We start from the raw sequence: 16,436 nt of genomic DNA, 5'->3' as shown, positions 1-16,436 counted from the left end.
TGTTAATTCCGACAATACTACTAAAATCCTAGATGCGAAAGCGGCATAATTTCCGACCCTTTTTTATGGTGGGCTGTACTTAGTTCTGGGTTAACAATTCAAAGTTCAGTGAGGAGGCTGCTACCGGCCATGAATTTGAAGGTAAATTAACTCTTGGCCCCGATCCAATTATTGGTCAAAGTGATAATAACAAACCAGGTGGCGATCGCACACGCAAGTTCTTTATCCACCTTGAGGATGACCAAAATAAACCTCAAACTAAAGAACTGACCGCACCTGAAGACTGGGTGATTACTACTGGTGGCGGCTACTTCTTTGCACCGTCGATTTCTGCTTTGAAAGATGTATTGACAAAATAAGGATTTGAGGCATGAGTGCTGAACCATTTTGTAGCAATCGGATGGAACTGCAAACTTCCCAAGTTTTGTCTGTCAATAAATGCTCAACGCTCATAGCACAGTGGTCTATATTATGGGGTTTGTAGACCTTAAGGAAATTATGAATTATGAATTTTGTTTTGCATCATTCATAATTCATTTATTTTCTGTACACCCCACTATCAAATTTTATGGATTCAAATCCAGCATTGTGTGCAGCGATCGCTAATTACATTACCACTACTCCCCAGCAGCGAATTACTTTCGCCGAATTCATGGACATGGCGTTATACCATCCTGAATACGGCTACTATTCCAGCGATGCAGTCAAAATAGGTTTTAAAGATAGTGATTTTTTCACCTCTCCTAACCTCTGTCCTGACTTTGGCGAGTTACTAGGCGAACAATTTTTCCAAATGTGGGAAATTTTAGGAAAACCTGTACCCTTTTCTCTGGTAGAAATGGGAGCAGGTCAAGGATTGCTAGCTTTGCATATCCTTAAATATCATCAACTGCACTACCCAGATTTTTTTGCGGCGCTGGAGTACATCATTGTTGAAAAGTCCCCAACTTTAAGACAAGAACAGCAGCAACGCTTGCAAGATTTCCCGGTACGTTGGTGCAATTTAGAGGATATACCACCAAATGCGATCGCAGGCTGCTTTTTTTCTAATGAATTAGTAGATGCTTTCCCCGTCCATCAATTCATTCTAGAAACGGGTGAACTCCGAGAAATTTATGTGACAACAGATAAGAATGAGAAAGAAACCAATGCCCCATGCCCATCATTTGTAGAAGTCACAGGAGAACCTTCAACGCCCCAACTAGCTGAATATTTAGACTTAGTAGGAATCAATTTTACCCATGCATATCAAGATGGCTACCGTAGTGAAATTAATTTAGCTATTCTTGACTGGTTGAGTATAGTAGCAGACCGCTTGCAGCGCGGTTATGTGTTAACAATTGATTATGGCTACCCCGCCAGTCGTTACTATAATCCCAGGCGATCGCAAGGAACGCTACAGTGTTATTACCAGCATCGTTTCCATGACAATCCTTATATTAATATTGGGCGACAAGATATTACAGCCCATGTTGACTTTACAGCTTTGGAGCGCTGGGGCCAGAAGTACAATTTAAAGAATATTGGTTTTATCCAGCAGGGATTATTTTTGATGGCGTTGGGGTTGGGCGATCGGATTGCAGCCCTCTCTTATCAGCAGCTACCTCTCTCACAGTTACTACAACGCCGGGACTCACTACACCAACTTATAGATCCCACAGGGCTGGGCGGCTTTGGAGTCTTAATTCAGAGCAAAGGTCTGGACAATACAGAAATTTCTCAACCATTAAAAGGATTGACCCTGCCAGAGTAAACGTAAAGAAAGAAAAGTTAAAACTCTATTTAAGAATGCAGTATCAGTCTTATTTAGACTAGCATAACAGTGATTACTGTAAACCTAAACACAATACCAAAGTAATAATTATGTCCACTCATGATCTGTTAATGCTAGTAACCTTACTTACTCCAGGTATTTTACTTTCAGTGATAATTATGATGACTTTTGCGGCTGGTGGTTAATTACCAGAGACGTTAGTCACTAATCAGTGAATAGCTATCAGTATTTAAAGATAACTGTTCACTGATAACTGATATTAAAATCAAACGATGGAAACGCGATGTCTACAACAGGCTACGCCTACGCTGTACCAAAGGAACGTAAAAAATGAAGGTGGCATTTCTGGGAACTGGACTGATGGGACTACCAATGGCTCAAAGGTTATTAGCCGCAGATATACAGCTAGTTGCCTACAATCGTACCCCAGAAAAATTAGCACCACTACAAGCAGCTGGGGCTGAAATTGTTACACATCCTCGCCACGCCATTCGTGCTGCTGAGTGCATAATCCTCATGCTGACTAATGCCCCGGCCATTTATAATGTGTTGCTTTCAGACACTGCTTGGCAAACTCTGGAAGGGCGCACAATCATTCAAATGGGAACAATTACTCCTACAGAAAGCCAAGAAATTAGGGATGCAGTTGTTGGTGGTGGCGGTGAGTATTTAGAAGCACCTGTATTAGGGAGTATCCCAGAAGCAAAAGCTGGCGAGTTAAGTGTTATGGTAGGGGCCGAGCCAGAACAATATCAATACCACTTAAAGTTACTCCAAAATTTTGGGACAGAACCTTTACTTATTGGGCCAGTGGGATCTGCTGCGGCGCTCAAATTGGCACTCAATCAACTAATAGCTTCCTTGACAACTAGCTTTGCTTTGAGTCTGGCTTTTGTCCAGCGTCAGGGTGTCGATGTGGATGTGTTTATGCAAATATTGCGTGACAGTCCATTTTACGCATCTACCTTTGACAAAAAGCTACAACAGATGTTGAATGGCAATTATGCTGATCCGAATTTCCCCACAAAACATTTGCTCAAAGATACAGAATTATTTATCTCAGAAGCAAAATCTCGAAGTTTGGATCTCAGCAGTATTAAAGGTGTTCGGCAAATCTTGCAAACAGCCGTGAAAATGTCATTTGCTGATGATGATTACTCATCACTATTTTCTGTAATAAAAGAATGGGGAGAGTGAGCGAGGAATAAATTTTCGTAGGGTAGCACAGTTAGCTGTGCTACCCTATTTGAAAAATATTGTGATTTGAGACACATTGAAGAAATCACCCTACACCCCAGCATCCCTGATATGATTTTTGAAAATGCTGAATCAAAAGGTTTTAACTGAATTGTTAATAAGGATATTACTGCCCATTAGTAGTTGATTGAGGAAATGGTAGAGATTCAGGCTGAGGCTGAGGCTGAGACTGAGGTTCTGGTTGAGGATTAAGAAAATCTTGCCAAGCCCTAATTTGCTCTTGCGCCGCACTATAAGCAGCACTACCGCGTGGAATCGATTTGGCAATGTCAATGCCTCTAGCAATATCAGACTGACCTTGAGAGCGTGCTATTTCTAACAATTGCTGACTCCACAGGTCAATAGCCTGATTCGCATCCATACGCAAGATGCTATTGTTTGAAACCCGATCTGCCAGCCTCATTGCCTCAACCAATGCTTCTGGCGTGCCAGCTGCGCCCACTTCCTGCGCTTTTTTCCAGTTTTCTCTGGTGCGGATTTCTCCTTCCCAGCCATTTATCGCAGCTTGTGCTTCCCCAGAAAGCGCCCTTCCCGACGAGGCAATTTGTTGAGCTGCACTAATTGCGGCGGTAAGATTTCCACTCTGAGCCAGTTCTTGTGCTTGATCCAAATAGGGTTGGTCTTGAATTCGCTGAATCTTTGCTACCCAAGTGCGAATTTTTTTCTGTGCTTCTGGATATAATGCACGACCTCTGCGAATTTCGCTGGCCTGGGCGATCGCAGCTTGCAAGGAGTTAATATCATCAAATATTGCTATCTGTTCGGCGCGTTCTAAATAAGGTTGGTCTTCAATTGTCTCCACTTGGGCACGCCAGCGACCAATTTCTTGCCTAGCTTCTGTGGCGCGGGGATTACTTGCAGGAATCAGCTGCACTTGAGCGATCGCTGCTGTTAAATTAGGTACTGTTCCCTGGCTAGCCAATGTTCTCGCTTTTTCTAGATTGGCAACATCTTCAATTTCCAATTGCCAGCGAGCAATAAGTTGCTGTGCTTCGTTATACACTGGTCTGGAAGGATCAATTTGTTGTGCTTGGGCGATCGCAGCCTCTAAACCAGAAATATTACCTATCCAAGCACTTCTTTTCGCGTCAGCTATGGCGATAAAGTCATCTGTTTCGCCCTGTAGTTTGGCAATCTCTGGAATTTGTCTAGCAATATCTAGTGCTGCATCCGCATCTCGCTTGTCTAGTTTTTCCTGTGCCAATTCCAGCATTTTGCGTCCAAATACCGGAATCGCTTCCTGAGCTTTTTGGTAAATGTAACTTTCTTGCCCAATGGACTCGGCTAACTTAATAGCTTCTAATAAATTATCAACAACTTTGCTGTTTGCTAAACTTTCGGCTTTTCCTAACTTATCGCCATCTTCTCGTGCTGTGGCAATTAAACGATTCAATTGGTCATATTTAGTACCCGCCCAGTATTGATTGTCTACGCGCAGCATTTTGGCGGATAACATAAATGCCGATTGCCAGTTCCGTTCCTTAACTTCAGCGATCGCACCGTTGTATGTGGCTTCTGCCTTTGACCAAATTGTTTGCCATTTGTCAACTTGCTCATTAACCAATTTGTAAGCGGGTAAGTCTTCGGGTATCTTCCGAGCAGTTGCGATCGCTTCCTCTAAATTACCTGTTTGGAAACTTTCATCAGCTAGCTTCAAAATATCGCGTGACCATTCTTCGATAAAACGATCAATTTCTCCATGCAACGGGTGATTTTGCGGTAGTTGCTTCACCAGAGCGATCGCTTGTAAAAGGTCGTTTACTGTCTGTTTAGAAGCCGCCAACTGAGCGCAGTGTAGCCGCACCGAAGCACTAGCTAGCGGCCAGAAAATCGACGGGCAATTAGGGGCAGCTGGCAACTTTAGCAGCATTGCCATTGCCAAGAATCCTACACTGCCGGGAATCAACATTATTAGTACCAGCCACAATGTCCAGCTTTTCATCCAGCGTGGCCATTTCCCGGTACTACTGAGTTGGGCAGTTTCTTTTGAATTACTATTTATAGGTAATCCTTTCGTATGGTTTTTTTTTCGCCGCTTCACTGACTTGGAGTTAGAACCAGTAGCTGGGGAATCAAATGGCTGAGTTTCACCGAATTGTTCTGTTCGGGATAATCTTTTGTTTTGATCTGGCTCTCTTCCACTGGCTGAAGACCAACTGTCTGGAATATCCCGCTCTGTCATCTCTCACACCAAAATAATTGAATAGCGCTCTGTTTTAGGTTGATAATTCCATTGTTGACATAGTAACTTTCTCATCATTAAAAAGCTACTTTTTTGAATATCTCTCTCCACAGAATATCATTTTCAATCTAAAAAATCAGTGCTATTTTATACGTTATCCTAAAACAGTAGATTCAGCTTGCAAATCGGCAATTAGTTGAGCCAACTGATCGCTACTTGCTTGATAAATGTTGCCGCAAAATTCGCAAGTTGCTTCAGCACCATTGTCTTTAACAATCATATCTTGCAGTTCAGCTTCTCCCAAAATCTTTAGTGCCCCCAAAACGCGATCAAAAGAACAACCACAGTGGAAGCGCAGCATTTGCCGTTCGGGAAAGATTACCAGCCCCATGTCTCCTAACAAGTCGTTAAAGATTTCAGGTAATGTCTTCCCAGCTTGCAACAATGGCGTAAATCCTGCTAGACCAGCAACCCGTGATTCTAACGTTTCTACTAAAGCTTCGTCTCTAGCAGCTTTGGGCAATACTTGTATCAGTAATCCTCCAGCCGCAGTTACTCCACTTGCTCCCACAAACACACCTAAAACTAAAGCTGAAGGTGTTTGTTCAGAATTTACCAGATAATGAGCCACATCATCGCCAATTTCCCCAGAAACTAGTTCAACAGTACTGGAGTATGGATAACCGTAACCAATATCCCGGACAACGTAGAGGTAGCCACCACCCACAGCACCACCAACATCTAGCTTTCCTTTGGCATTGGGAGGCAATTCCACCGATGGATTCCCTACATATCCGCGTACCGTACCATCTAAGCCTGCATCTACCAATATGCCACCCAAAGGCCCATCGCCCTTCACCCGGACATTGACCCTTGACCCAGCTCGCTTCATACTAGAAGCCATTAACAAGCCTGCTGCCATAGTCCGACCCAGTGCTGCCGTTGCCACATAGGAAAGCTTGTGGCGTCCCCGTGCTTCTTCTGTTAAACGTGTGGTGATCACACCTACCGCACGAATTCCACCTTCGGCTGCTGTTGCACGAATTAACTGATCCGCCATGAATAACCTTACATTTCTTAACAAGTTCACTTTTTCTATTCTAAGTTCTCTGCTGCTAGAAAAGTGACGCTGCAATAATCAGTGATTGTATTTGCAATATTAGAAGTAGCTATGTCTCATCTTTAGGTAATCCTATAAAAATGCTGGGTAATTTTCAACAAAGCCAACTGCGGATCGAAATCGAAGCATCAACAGAGGCAATTCGTGACAGTCTGCTGCATCCGGTGCAACTAGAAAAATGGCTCTTAGGGCAACGCTTTGCCCCAGGAATGCCAGAAGAACTTCTTCCCGGATTCCAGTTTACAACCTGGACTGGGCCAGTTGCGATTCATCATCAAGTAGATGTTGTCAAATCCAACTGTCTGCGCTTGGTACTTAGCGGAGGCATTGACGGGTTCCACGAATGGTACTGGGGAGAAGGTTGGGTACAGTCCCGCTTGGAAGGAGTTTCACTTTTGCCCTTGAATTTGGGTCAAACTTTGAGTTTGTTGAGCTTGCGTCAGTTTTTGGCAACTCAAGGACGTTGATTTAAGTAAAGGGATAGGGGATTGGGCATTGGTTATTCTCCGCGTCCCCAGTCCCCAGTTTATGAACTAGAAATAATACCTACAATAATTTTTACCAGCATAGACAAATCTTCTGGAACTTGATAACGTTTCTGGTCTTGAATCACCTGACGATTTGCACGATGGTAAACTCCAAAACGCCAGTCTTCACCAGTCGTAACTGCTCCATATAGAAGTTCAGATGTGGATTTAGTCCATTGATCAAGTGCTATTAATTCAATAGCAAGTTGAGTAAATCCTCGTACTAAATCTGATTGTTTAGCTTCGATTACTAATAAATTTTGAGGTGCTGCAATATAGTAGTCGAGAGTTCCTTTCAGATAATTGTTGACAGCAATAGAATATTCTATATTGAGTCTCTGATTAGTTAAAGCACATACTTCAAACAAAATTGGCCCAATTAAAGCTTCCCGTCTAGTAGTTTCATTAACTAAATCAATATGAGATAAATTACGGCGAAGTTGCTGTTGTAAAAATTGGATGTCTAAAATTTTTGATGATTCAGGTAATGTTAGATTTTTCCTTTCAATAGTGCAATTTAATTCGGCGAGAATATCATCAATTGTGAAAGGCAATTCAAAATATCGGCTGAAAGTATAAGATTCACCAACTTGGAGAATGCGGCGGGAACTCATAAAAACCTAAGCCAAATTTATCCTCCTATTTTATATCCCACATTTTGTGCTTCAAAATGTCATACCTTAATACTTCAATAAATATTACAAAAAACCACTTATTTAATTAAGTATTAGCACTGCTATCTACTAGGCTTTTAGCGCAATACGGTTCATTTAAGGAAAATTGTAGGTTGGGTTAAGCAAAGCGCAACCCAATAAAGCCCCGAAAATGTTGGGTTACCCTGCGGGAAGCCCCTTTGGGTCTACGTTCCTCAACCTAACCTACACATTTCAAGGTTTTTGGCGCTAACCCAAGCGTATTGGCTTTTAGCGTAGGTGTAGCCCGCAGTTCGGCAAGTGGCACAGTGAGCTTGCCGAACTGCTCAGTGACTATCGTAGATATCGCAATTCAACTACTATTAGCCCAAAAACCGTAGTATTATTGTATTATAAAATGAAGTGCGGGATATAGTAGGTTATTGAAACTAATTAAGCCGTTTACATGAGTCGTCGAACTCACATTAAACAAGGGTAGACAAAGCCCTATTGCAGGTTGTTTTGCCTGCGCGGACTAGAGAAAAATTTTTGGTGCGTTCCTGGCCGATCGCCACATTAGCATCGCCACGATTTAGTACCGTCTTAGCCCCTTCTAGTCTCGCAACAGCAGCTTTGAAAGCTTGTTCTGTTTCCTTAATTTGCACAATAGCGATCGCACCCATATTTCCCATCTGCTGATATTGGTTCATAGATGCGATCGCCTGTCCCATTGCGTTGGACTCAGTAGGGCTTTGAGTTGTGCAGCAATTTGCGATCACAGTAACTGATTCTGCCGGATATTGCCGTCTTATCTTTAAATAAGCTTTTTTGGAAAACTCCCATAACTTGGCGTTTTCGCCCTCTAGGGTAAAAGCGATCGCTTTTGCTTTTATTACTGATAAGTGCCTTGCTTATATGTATTGAGTATGTAAATATCAAGTTTATATATAGCTAGATTTTATATAGCACTTAGCCCATTTTAGTACAATATTAAATCTTTATAATTTTATCTGAAATTTTATCTTTTCTTTATTTACTTTCAAAACACTTGTATTAGCAGAATAAAGCTTTTCTCAAACTAATTAATAATTAAGTGAACTTAGCAGTTTTCCTATCAATATAAATTATATATCTTAAGTTTAATAGTGTATAAACTAATTCAAAAAACTACATTTTATATATAAAAATACTTATTTCAAAATCAGAATTACAGTTTGGAGTTTTATAAAGTAATCCAAGTAAAACTTGTATAAAAAATTGCTTATTTTGCTTGATTATATCTATAAATCTAGGGTTTTTTGTTAATTTATCAGCATTAATACTTAATAAGTTTAATTTATACATTTTTTGATAAAACTATTTTTTAAATCGTTATACTTATATCAATATATATTTACGTCTACAATTTTTTGATAAATTCAAACTTATTTTTAATTAAATTTGTATAAATAGTAGCTGTCTAATATACGTATTTAAGATGTGTAACACACATTTCTTTAACAATTAGTTGCTTGACCTATTTAGGAAGAGTAGTAGTATATCTACATGGGCACGAAAAAGTTACCAGCTATACAGTTTATTTATATCTAGTACTTTGGAGTGGTCAGAATTTAATCCCAACAATCAAGTGAGAACTAAAATTATGGAAAGCACATTGTTTACCGTATTAAGCACCAACGAAGAAGCTACCATCTCTGGTGGTTTTGGTGATGATTATTCTATTAATATTGGTGCTGCTGCTGGCGTTGGTAATATTGCTGGTGAGGATGGAACAGGTAAGGCTAAGGATTTTAGCCAAAAGAAAAACGTTGGTCGTCGTGGCTACTAAAAATCTTTGCATAAGTGTAGCTTAAGGATATGAAATATCGACTTAAGCTATACTGGCAAAAATTGTAAAGCTGTCTTCATATTATTATGAAGACAGTTTTTTTGATGCTTTATATTACTCAGAAAGCGGTTAAAAAGTTGTACCTACATAAATCGATTTATCCCTTCATTCAGCAAGTCCAATGTTGCCGTTTTGATCATCGTTGGTATTATTGCTACTCTGACCACTAATACCACCAATGCTGCCTACGCCTTTAATGCTACCGATATTCAGAGTTTTACTTACACTAGCCGATTTTGATAAATTTACGGTGACAACTTGTTTGCGAAGTTTTGCAGCCTCCCTTCGAACATTAGCAACAATACGACGAGCAATATTCCGACCGCCGGAAAAATTAGCTGACTCCTCAGAAGTAAGTTGCGTGAACAGAAAACCTTCTCCAAAAGCTTCCTTCATAATGTCTACCCCTAAATAATAAACAACGTATTTAAGTTCGTGGGATCTTGGTAGCCGCTCAATAATCCAGGGTAAATCGCTCAGTGACAAGGTTCAAATGGCGTAAACTCGTTCCTGAACTGATAGTTCGTCCCGATTTATTGATCGGATACGTATCTTACATGTTTTGCTAACTTTATGCAGGGATAAAACCCTGCTATTTTTTTGGGTTTTCTCACAATGTTATTGGTTACTGGAGTGTGAAATGAAATAGCAAGTTGTTACACAACATAGCGAAGAAGATTGTGGAAACCTCCACAGCGCATTTTTAATAGAAATACCAAATTTTTATAATTTTCCTCTAAACTTTTACGCTTTCTTCATTTATTTGCAAAAAATTTGTATAATCTACCTAATAAAGCTTTTTTCCAATTAATAAATAATTATGCAAGACTAAACATTTTTTATATTAGTATAAATTATACATCTTCGAGTTTTGGTTGTATTAAATAATTGCAAAAAACATTTTTTGCATAAAAATACTTATTCAAAAATGCAGAATTCCAGTTTTGAGTTTGAGAAATTTATTTAAGTACAAATTAGTATAAAAAATATTGTTTGATTTGCTTGACTATATCTTTAATTCTGGTATGTTTCGTTACTTTATCAGTATTAACACGTAATTAGCCTCATTTATACGTTTTTTGATAAACAAAATTAAGCTTTGAGATCGCCATATTTATATCAATATATATTGACACCTGTGATTTTTTGGCAAATAAAACTTATTTTTAATTAAATTTGTATAAATGCTAACTATGTAATATCTTTGCCGAAGAGAAACAGGTGGAAGATATTTTTTCTTTATTAAAAAAATAATTGCTTGACCTATTTAGCAAGAGCCGTATAATACTTCTAACGGCACAAACAAGTTACTAAATATACTCTTTATAGGTTTATACCTATTACTTTGGAGTGACGTAACTTTAATCACCACAATCAAGCGATAACTAAGATTATGGAAAGCACATTGTTCACTACATTAACCGCCAACGAAGAAGCCAATTTCTCTGGTGGGATTAAATTTTTCATTATAAACATTGGCTCTGGCAATGTTGTTGGTAACTCTTCTGATGATTACTCTATTAATGTTGGTGCTGCTGCTGGCGTTGGTAATATTGGTGGTACGAATGGAACAGGTAGTGCTACCAATTTTACCCAAAAACAAAACGTTGGTCGTCGTACTCGCCGATAGAAAACCAAATTGTCATTCATTTTCCAAACTAAAAATCTTTGCATAAGTGTAGCTTAAGGATATGAAATATCGACTTAAGCTATACTGGCAAAAATTGTAAAGCTGTCTTCATATTATTATGAAGACAGTTTTTTTGATGCTTTATATTACTCAGAAAGCGGTTAAAAAGTTGTACCTACATAAATCGATTTATCCCTTCATTCAGCAAGTCCAATGTTGCCGTTTTGATCATCGTTGGTATTATTGCTACTCTGACCACTAATACCACCAATGCTGCCTACGCCTTTAATGCTACCGATATTCAGAGTTTTACTTACACTAGCCGATTTTGATAAATTTACGGTGACAACTTGTTTGCGAAGTTTTGCAGCCTCCCTTCGAACATTAGCAACAATACGACGAGCAATATTCCGACCGCCGGAAAAATTAGCTGACTCCTCAGAAGTAAGTTGCGTGAACAGAAAACCTTCTCCAAAAGCTTCCTTCATAATGTCTACCCCTAAATAATAAACAACGTATTTAAGTTCGTGGGATCTTGGTAGCCGCTCAATAATCCAGGGTAAATCGCTCAGTGACAAGGTTCAAATGGCGTAAACTCGTTCCTGAACTGATAGTTCGCCCCGATTTATTGATCGGATACGTATCTTACATGTTTTGCTAACTTTGTTAAAGTAAGCAAACCAAGTGCTTATAAGCTAATTGACATTTAAGTTGCATGAAGGTAGGACTGAGGACATTACTACAAGCAAATCATTTTGGAAAAATGAATGACGATTAGCTTAACTCTATGCTAACTGATATACGACCAATATAGAACCCATTTGACATCTTTACGGGATTGAATTATTGCTTCCTGTTGCAAATTTTTAGCTTTGTTTGACGACTAACACAGAACAATTAGCCTCTTCCACAACTTGACTGCTAACAGAACCCTGGACAATTCGCTTCATCCCCATCAATCCCCGGCTGCCAATTATAATCAAGTCAGTTTTGTAAATATTGGCAAGGCGAATAATCTCTTCGGCAGGATCACCAGTTACCAGTTCTAACTCACTGGTGACTGATAACTTTTCCTGATAGGCTTGCAGTTGTTTTTCAATCTGAAAATAAGAAAATGTTGGTGACTCTAGCTGAGGGCGATCAGCGGGTAGTTCCATTTCTGACTCTGGCGTAAGGAATACATGACAGAGAATAACTTTGGCATCTTTTGACAACGCCAAATTATCTAAAGTCTCAATTACTCGTTCTGAAATTTCCGAACCGTCCAGAGCTACCAAAACACTATTTAGCACCGCTCTCGCCTCCTAATGAGTAGACCCCTTACATAAGTATCTAGCAAAATTCGTCGGCAACGACACTAAACCAATTTTTATTTGCCAATTATTATATTTAAGGCTGTGCTGTATGCCAGTTTCATGGCGGTGCATTATAGTAACTGGTCTAGAGACGGTTTTCGTCTCTCAGAAACTACTGTCGGCAATGCCCGACTTGTGAATGTTTAAAGGTTAGCTGAAGATCGGGATAGCAAATGGCGCGCGTTAGCGTAGCTTACCGCAGTTAAATCAGTGAACTGTTCACTGTTGGCTTCCTTACCCGCCTTGAACTAAAGTTCAAGACTAATAGCTAAAGTCTACTGAAGTAGACTAAAGATTTTTGAGTATATCTTTAGTCATCTTTCAGATGACTTTTGCTATCAGCAAGGAACTTCAGTTCCTTGCAGGACATGACTTTTACGTTAAGTTGACATCTGTGACAACTTTGCCACCTTACGATGGAATGTTTTTTAACTAGAAGTCACTTATAAGAAAAAATGAACCATTCCAAATCACTCTTCTTGCTGAATTCGGCGGCGGACTGAATCAGCATGAGAAGGTAAACCCTCTGCTGTCGCTAGCACATCAATGGCACTAGCCACATTTTGCAGCGCAGTTTGGGAGTATTGAATAATACTAGAGTGTTTGAGGAAAGTTTCCACCCCCAATGCCGAAGCATAACGGGCAGCACCAGAAGTTGGCAAGGTGTGGTTAGGGCCTGCCAAATAGTCGCCTACAGCTTCTGGTGTGGAGTAACCCAAAAAGATTGCCCCAGCGTGGCGAATCTGTGGTAACAGTGCCCAAGGGTCTTTGATTTCTAATTCCAGGTGTTCCGGGGCAAATTCATTTGAGAGTTCTGCTGCTGCTTCGAGCGATTCTACAAGGACAATCAAGCCGTAGTGAGCGATCGCTTTTTCTGTGTCTATTCGCCGTGGGTGATCTACTAGCTGTCTTTCCAAGGCTAATTGCACATTTTTTGCCAAAGCCGCATCTGTCGTCAGCAAAATTGCTGCCGCCATCGGATCGTGTTCGGCTTGGGCTAACAAGTCAGCAGCTACATGCACCGGATTTGCGGTTTCATCGGCAATCACCAGCACTTCGCTAGGGCCTGCCAAAGAATCAATGCCAACGGTGCCATAGACAAGTTTTTTCGCTAGAGTGACATAAATGTTTCCAGGGCCAGTAATCACATCCACTTTCGGAATTGTTTCTGTGCCGTATGCTAAAGCAGCGATCGCTTGTGCGCCCCCAATGCGATAAATTTCTTGCACTCCTGCTTCTTGGGCAGCTACCAAGACTGCTGGGTTAATTACACCCCCTGGGCCTGGTGGTGTCACCATCACGATGTGAGGTACAGCAGCAACATGAGCCGGAATTGCATTCATCAGCACTGTACTGGGATAGGCGGCACGGCCACCAGGTACATACAACCCCGCCCGATCTACGGGAGTGTAGCGTTTGCCCAGCACTACTTCATCGTCACCAAAGTGTACCCAGCTTTTTGGGACTCGCTGACGATGAAACGCTTCAATTTGGCGGCAAGCTAGCCGAACTGCGCCCAACAACTCTTTTGACACCTGCTGATAGGCTGCATCTAGTTCCGAACCTGTGACTCGGAGTTCTTCTGCTTTCAGGGTTTGTTTGTCAAATTCGGCTGTGTAATGCAATACAGCTTTGTCGCCTTGGCGCTTCACTGCTTGCAAAACTTCCCGCACCGTTGCTTCTTTGTGAAGCACCTGTTCGTCATGGGTGCGATCGCAGATCCGTTGTAGTTCTGCTCTAACGTCTGCCTGCTGAGTAATGATTCGCAGCATGGAGTAAGGACAATGCCAAAATATAATATTCACACCTGAGATTTAGTATTGCTCTTGACCCACTGGGGTGTGCAAGCTGACTCTAATTCTCTTCTCTAGCTTAACCTGGATTTTTTTGATACTCTCAAGTCTGCCAGCATCTAGTTTGCTTGATCAGGCCACTTAATTGCTCAGTCCGACTAGCCTTGGTAGGTTAGCGCCAATAAACAAGTGTGCCATTTCTTGCTACTCTTACGCCCTTACCCTTACTCCTTGCGGGGTGTAGGTAGTGTATTTACACATCCAATCCCCCAGATTTACAGAGGGTAGGGTCTGAGTGTAATTTTTCTTTTCCTAACTTTTAGTAGTTAAAAACTGTACAGAGACGATAATATAGTATCGATTCTATACTTTATAAACCCCTGAAATTTAGCTATTTACAGTTCCTTGCCTTTGACAATACACCTGTTTTCGGGACAGATTGATTATATTGGCAATCACATTGCTTAACCAGGTAAGAAGTTAGGGTAACTATTTTACATGTACTTTATTTTAACGCATTTCCTTAATTGACGACATACCAAATTAAGGACTGGGGATTTGGGAGCGAAAACTATGGACTATCTTCTACTACTGAATGTCCAATGATAGATTTTTTTTAGGAAATTATAACATTGGCAATTTGAGTGCTATATTAGTAAGTCTAGTAGTGTGTGTACATATTAATAGTATTTTTGGAATTGACTGTGGCGAATACAAAGTCTGCTCTCAAGCGTGCCCAAATCGCAGAACGTAACCGACTGCGTAACAAAGCTTACAAATCAGCAGTCAAGACGCTGATGAAGAAATACATTAATGCTGTAGCTGTCTATACAGCTAATCCTACCCCAGAATTAAAACAAGAAGCAGAGGCTCGCTTATCCGAGGCTTACGCCAAAATAGATAAAGCGACCAAGCGGGGTGTCCTTCATCCAAATAATGGGGCAAGGAAAAAGTCAAGATTGGCTCACAGACTAAAACCTCTGACACAAACAGCCCAGTAGCCATTGGTCATTTGTCCTTAGTCATTAGTCATTGGTAACAAAACAAACGACAAATGACGAAGGACAACAAGAAAGGACAAAAGATGCAACTGATAGACACGCACGTTCATCTCAACTTTGATAGTTTTCAGCCGGATTTAGCAACAGTGCGATCGCGGTGGCAAGAAGCAGGAGTAGTACGTTTAGTACATTCTTGTGTTCACCCAGAAGAGTTTTCCAGAATTCAATCCATAGCGCACGAGTTTCCCGAAATTAGCTTTGCCGTGGGATTACATCCTTTAGATGCTGATAAATGGGATCACGAAACAGCCGAGAAAATCAAAACTTTAGCGAGTTCTGACTCTCATGTGGTAGCAATTGGGGAAATGGGGCTGGATTTTTACAAAGCTGATAACTATGAGCATCAGCTGATGGTGTTTGAGTCACAGTTAGCGATCGCATCTGAACTCAACTTACCAGTAATTATCCACTGCCGCGACGCTGCGGTAGCCACCAGAGAAGTGTTGCAAAAATGGCGCGAACTCAAAGGAGAAAGAGTACGGGGCGTCATGCATTGCTGGGGAGGAACGCCAGAAGAAACTCAATGGTTTCTCGATTTGGGGTTCTACATCAGCTTTAGCGGGACGGTAACGTTCAAAAACGCCAAAGCGATCCAATCCTCGGCGGCGATGGTAAGTAGCGATCGCCTACTGATTGAAACAGACTGCCCATTTCTCGCCCCAGTTCCGAAACGAGGCGAGAGGCGTAACGAGCCAGCCTACGTGCAATATGTAGCCGAGCAAGTAGCTAAACTGCGTCAGGAAACGGTAGAGGCGATCGCCCATCAAACCACCCAGAATGCCTGTGAATTATTTGGTCTGTCAATATAAAGCGTGCAATAATTCTCTTTTATTCCGTTGTGCTAAAAAAAATAAAACTCTAGAGAGGGAAAATATGGTAATATTATTCCCTCAAAAACATTTTGCTTGCGCCATAATGATAAAGGAAGGAACCTAAAATTTCTGAGCCTAATTTTCTGTCCTGTTATCGGCTTGGCCATCCTCCAAATCTCTACAAGCGGATGCTCTCCACACATGACTAACTGTGCCAACTCAAGTTGAGCTAGATTGCACAACATCGGCTTGGCGTGTATCGAACCTATTCAAAATCGTTAAACAAAATTGCCTTGTGAGTACAATCCAGCAAAATGAAGTGATTCTAATTCAAAGCCGAAAGGTGCGGATCATTCCCTCAGTCTTAGGATATCTAGGATATCACTGAGAGTATAAATAGCCGGG

At 40.9% G+C, this 16,436-nt stretch carries 17 protein-coding genes; 9 read left to right on the top strand and 8 right to left on the bottom strand.

Annotated elements, in window-relative coordinates; all coding sequences use genetic code 11:
• The first annotated feature begins 568 nt into the window (after positions 1 to 568).
• Positions 569 to 1,753, top strand: a complete 1,185-nt coding sequence (locus RMY00_RS04740; protein WP_322646447.1) for a class I SAM-dependent methyltransferase — start codon at positions 569 to 571, stop codon at positions 1,751 to 1,753.
• A 351-nt stretch (positions 1,754 to 2,104) separates the two neighbouring features.
• Entirely contained in the window at positions 2,105 to 2,971 is an 867-nt protein-coding gene (locus RMY00_RS04735; RefSeq protein ID WP_322646446.1) for an NAD(P)-dependent oxidoreductase, read from the top strand.
• Between the two features lie 166 nt (positions 2,972 to 3,137).
• Here RMY00_RS04735 and RMY00_RS04730 read toward each other — a convergent pair whose 3' ends face one another.
• Positions 3,138 to 5,213 carry a chromosome segregation ATPase gene (locus tag RMY00_RS04730; RefSeq protein ID WP_322646445.1) on the bottom strand — a complete coding sequence of 692 codons (2,076 nt, stop codon included), beginning with the start codon at positions 5,211 to 5,213 and terminating at the stop codon, positions 3,138 to 3,140.
• A gap of 154 nt (positions 5,214 to 5,367) precedes the next feature.
• Positions 5,368 to 6,273: an Hsp33 family molecular chaperone HslO gene (gene hslO / locus RMY00_RS04725; RefSeq protein ID WP_322646444.1), complete on the bottom strand. Its 906-nt coding sequence runs from the start codon at positions 6,271 to 6,273 to the stop codon at positions 5,368 to 5,370.
• A gap of 140 nt (positions 6,274 to 6,413) precedes the next feature.
• Between hslO and RMY00_RS04720 the strand changes: the two genes are divergently transcribed.
• Positions 6,414 to 6,800 carry a hypothetical protein gene (locus RMY00_RS04720; protein ID WP_322646443.1) on the top strand — a complete coding sequence of 129 codons (387 nt, stop codon included), beginning with the start codon at positions 6,414 to 6,416 and terminating at the stop codon, positions 6,798 to 6,800.
• 59 nt (positions 6,801 to 6,859) lie between these two features.
• On the opposite strand, the gene RMY00_RS04715 is transcribed toward RMY00_RS04720, so the two are convergent.
• Positions 6,860 to 7,474, bottom strand: coding sequence for a hypothetical protein (locus RMY00_RS04715; RefSeq protein WP_322646442.1), 615 nt, complete (start codon positions 7,472 to 7,474; stop codon positions 6,860 to 6,862).
• 503 nt (positions 7,475 to 7,977) lie between these two features.
• Entirely contained in the window at positions 7,978 to 8,271 is a 294-nt protein-coding gene (locus tag RMY00_RS04710; RefSeq protein ID WP_322646441.1) for a hypothetical protein, read from the bottom strand.
• 863 nt (positions 8,272 to 9,134) lie between these two features.
• Here RMY00_RS04710 and RMY00_RS04705 point away from each other — a divergent pair.
• Positions 9,135 to 9,320, top strand: a complete 186-nt coding sequence (locus tag RMY00_RS04705) for a hypothetical protein (protein WP_322646440.1) — start codon at positions 9,135 to 9,137, stop codon at positions 9,318 to 9,320.
• Positions 9,321 to 9,485: 165 nt separating this feature from the next.
• Here the strand turns inward: RMY00_RS04705 and RMY00_RS04700 are convergent, their stop codons facing one another.
• Positions 9,486 to 9,866, bottom strand: coding sequence for a hypothetical protein (locus RMY00_RS04700; protein ID WP_322646438.1), 381 nt, complete (start codon positions 9,864 to 9,866; stop codon positions 9,486 to 9,488).
• Positions 9,867 to 10,773: 907 nt separating this feature from the next.
• Here RMY00_RS04700 and RMY00_RS04695 point away from each other — a divergent pair.
• The gene (locus tag RMY00_RS04695) at positions 10,774 to 11,010 is read left to right on the top strand and encodes a hypothetical protein (RefSeq protein ID WP_322646439.1); all 237 of its coding nucleotides are present in this window, start codon (positions 10,774 to 10,776) and stop codon (positions 11,008 to 11,010) included.
• Positions 11,011 to 11,207: 197 nt separating this feature from the next.
• Here RMY00_RS04695 and RMY00_RS04690 read toward each other — a convergent pair whose 3' ends face one another.
• A complete protein-coding gene (locus RMY00_RS04690; protein ID WP_322646438.1) occupies positions 11,208 to 11,588 on the bottom strand; it encodes a hypothetical protein in 381 nt (126 codons plus the stop codon).
• 288 nt (positions 11,589 to 11,876) lie between these two features.
• Positions 11,877 to 12,302: a universal stress protein gene (locus tag RMY00_RS04685; RefSeq protein WP_322646437.1), complete on the bottom strand. Its 426-nt coding sequence runs from the start codon at positions 12,300 to 12,302 to the stop codon at positions 11,877 to 11,879.
• A gap of 81 nt (positions 12,303 to 12,383) precedes the next feature.
• On the opposite strand from RMY00_RS04685, the gene RMY00_RS04680 reads away from it, so the two are divergent.
• Positions 12,384 to 12,512, top strand: coding sequence for a hypothetical protein (locus tag RMY00_RS04680; RefSeq protein ID WP_322646436.1), 129 nt, complete (start codon positions 12,384 to 12,386; stop codon positions 12,510 to 12,512).
• A gap of 151 nt (positions 12,513 to 12,663) precedes the next feature.
• Complete coding sequence (locus RMY00_RS04675) at positions 12,664 to 12,801, top strand: hypothetical protein (RefSeq protein ID WP_322646435.1); 138 nt, start codon at positions 12,664 to 12,666, stop codon at positions 12,799 to 12,801.
• 34 nt (positions 12,802 to 12,835) lie between these two features.
• Here the strand turns inward: RMY00_RS04675 and hisD are convergent, their stop codons facing one another.
• Positions 12,836 to 14,137, bottom strand: a complete 1,302-nt coding sequence (hisD, locus tag RMY00_RS04670) for a histidinol dehydrogenase (protein WP_322646794.1) — start codon at positions 14,135 to 14,137, stop codon at positions 12,836 to 12,838.
• A 725-nt stretch (positions 14,138 to 14,862) separates the two neighbouring features.
• Here hisD and rpsT point away from each other — a divergent pair.
• Positions 14,863 to 15,159, top strand: coding sequence for a 30S ribosomal protein S20 (gene rpsT / locus RMY00_RS04665; RefSeq protein WP_322646434.1), 297 nt, complete (start codon positions 14,863 to 14,865; stop codon positions 15,157 to 15,159).
• A gap of 83 nt (positions 15,160 to 15,242) precedes the next feature.
• Positions 15,243 to 16,028 (top strand): TatD family hydrolase, encoded by a 786-nt coding sequence (locus RMY00_RS04660; RefSeq protein WP_322646793.1) that lies wholly within the window; start codon positions 15,243 to 15,245, stop codon positions 16,026 to 16,028.
• Positions 16,029 to 16,436 lie beyond the last annotated feature (408 nt).

Source organism: Nostoc sp. ChiVER01 (assembly GCF_034531155.1).
Classification (GTDB): Bacteria; Cyanobacteriota; Cyanobacteriia; order Cyanobacteriales; family Nostocaceae; genus Nostoc.
The sequence above is the reverse complement of the archived record's forward strand: the minus strand, read 5'-3'. Positions and strand labels throughout refer to the sequence as shown.

Bases quoted from the DNA above. Each gene is read 5' to 3' on its own strand.
- RMY00_RS04705 (WP_322646440.1), top strand. From the start codon at position 9,135: ATGGAAAGCACATTGTTTACCGTATTAAGCACCAACGAAGAAGCTACC.
- RMY00_RS04715 (WP_322646442.1), bottom strand. From the start codon at position 7,474: ATGAGTTCCCGCCGCATTCTCCAAGTTGGTGAATCTTATACTTTCAGC.
- hslO (WP_322646444.1), bottom strand. From the start codon at position 6,273: ATGGCGGATCAGTTAATTCGTGCAACAGCAGCCGAAGGTGGAATTCGT.
- RMY00_RS04660 (WP_322646793.1), top strand. From the start codon at position 15,243: ATGCAACTGATAGACACGCACGTTCATCTCAACTTTGATAGTTTTCAG.
- RMY00_RS04730 (WP_322646445.1), bottom strand. From the start codon at position 5,213: ATGACAGAGCGGGATATTCCAGACAGTTGGTCTTCAGCCAGTGGAAGA.
- hisD (WP_322646794.1), bottom strand. From the start codon at position 14,137: ATGCTGCGAATCATTACTCAGCAGGCAGACGTTAGAGCAGAACTACAA.
- RMY00_RS04735 (WP_322646446.1), top strand. From the start codon at position 2,105: ATGAAGGTGGCATTTCTGGGAACTGGACTGATGGGACTACCAATGGCT.
- RMY00_RS04695 (WP_322646439.1), top strand. From the start codon at position 10,774: ATGGAAAGCACATTGTTCACTACATTAACCGCCAACGAAGAAGCCAAT.
- RMY00_RS04720 (WP_322646443.1), top strand. From the start codon at position 6,414: ATGCTGGGTAATTTTCAACAAAGCCAACTGCGGATCGAAATCGAAGCA.
- RMY00_RS04740 (WP_322646447.1), top strand. From the start codon at position 569: ATGGATTCAAATCCAGCATTGTGTGCAGCGATCGCTAATTACATTACC.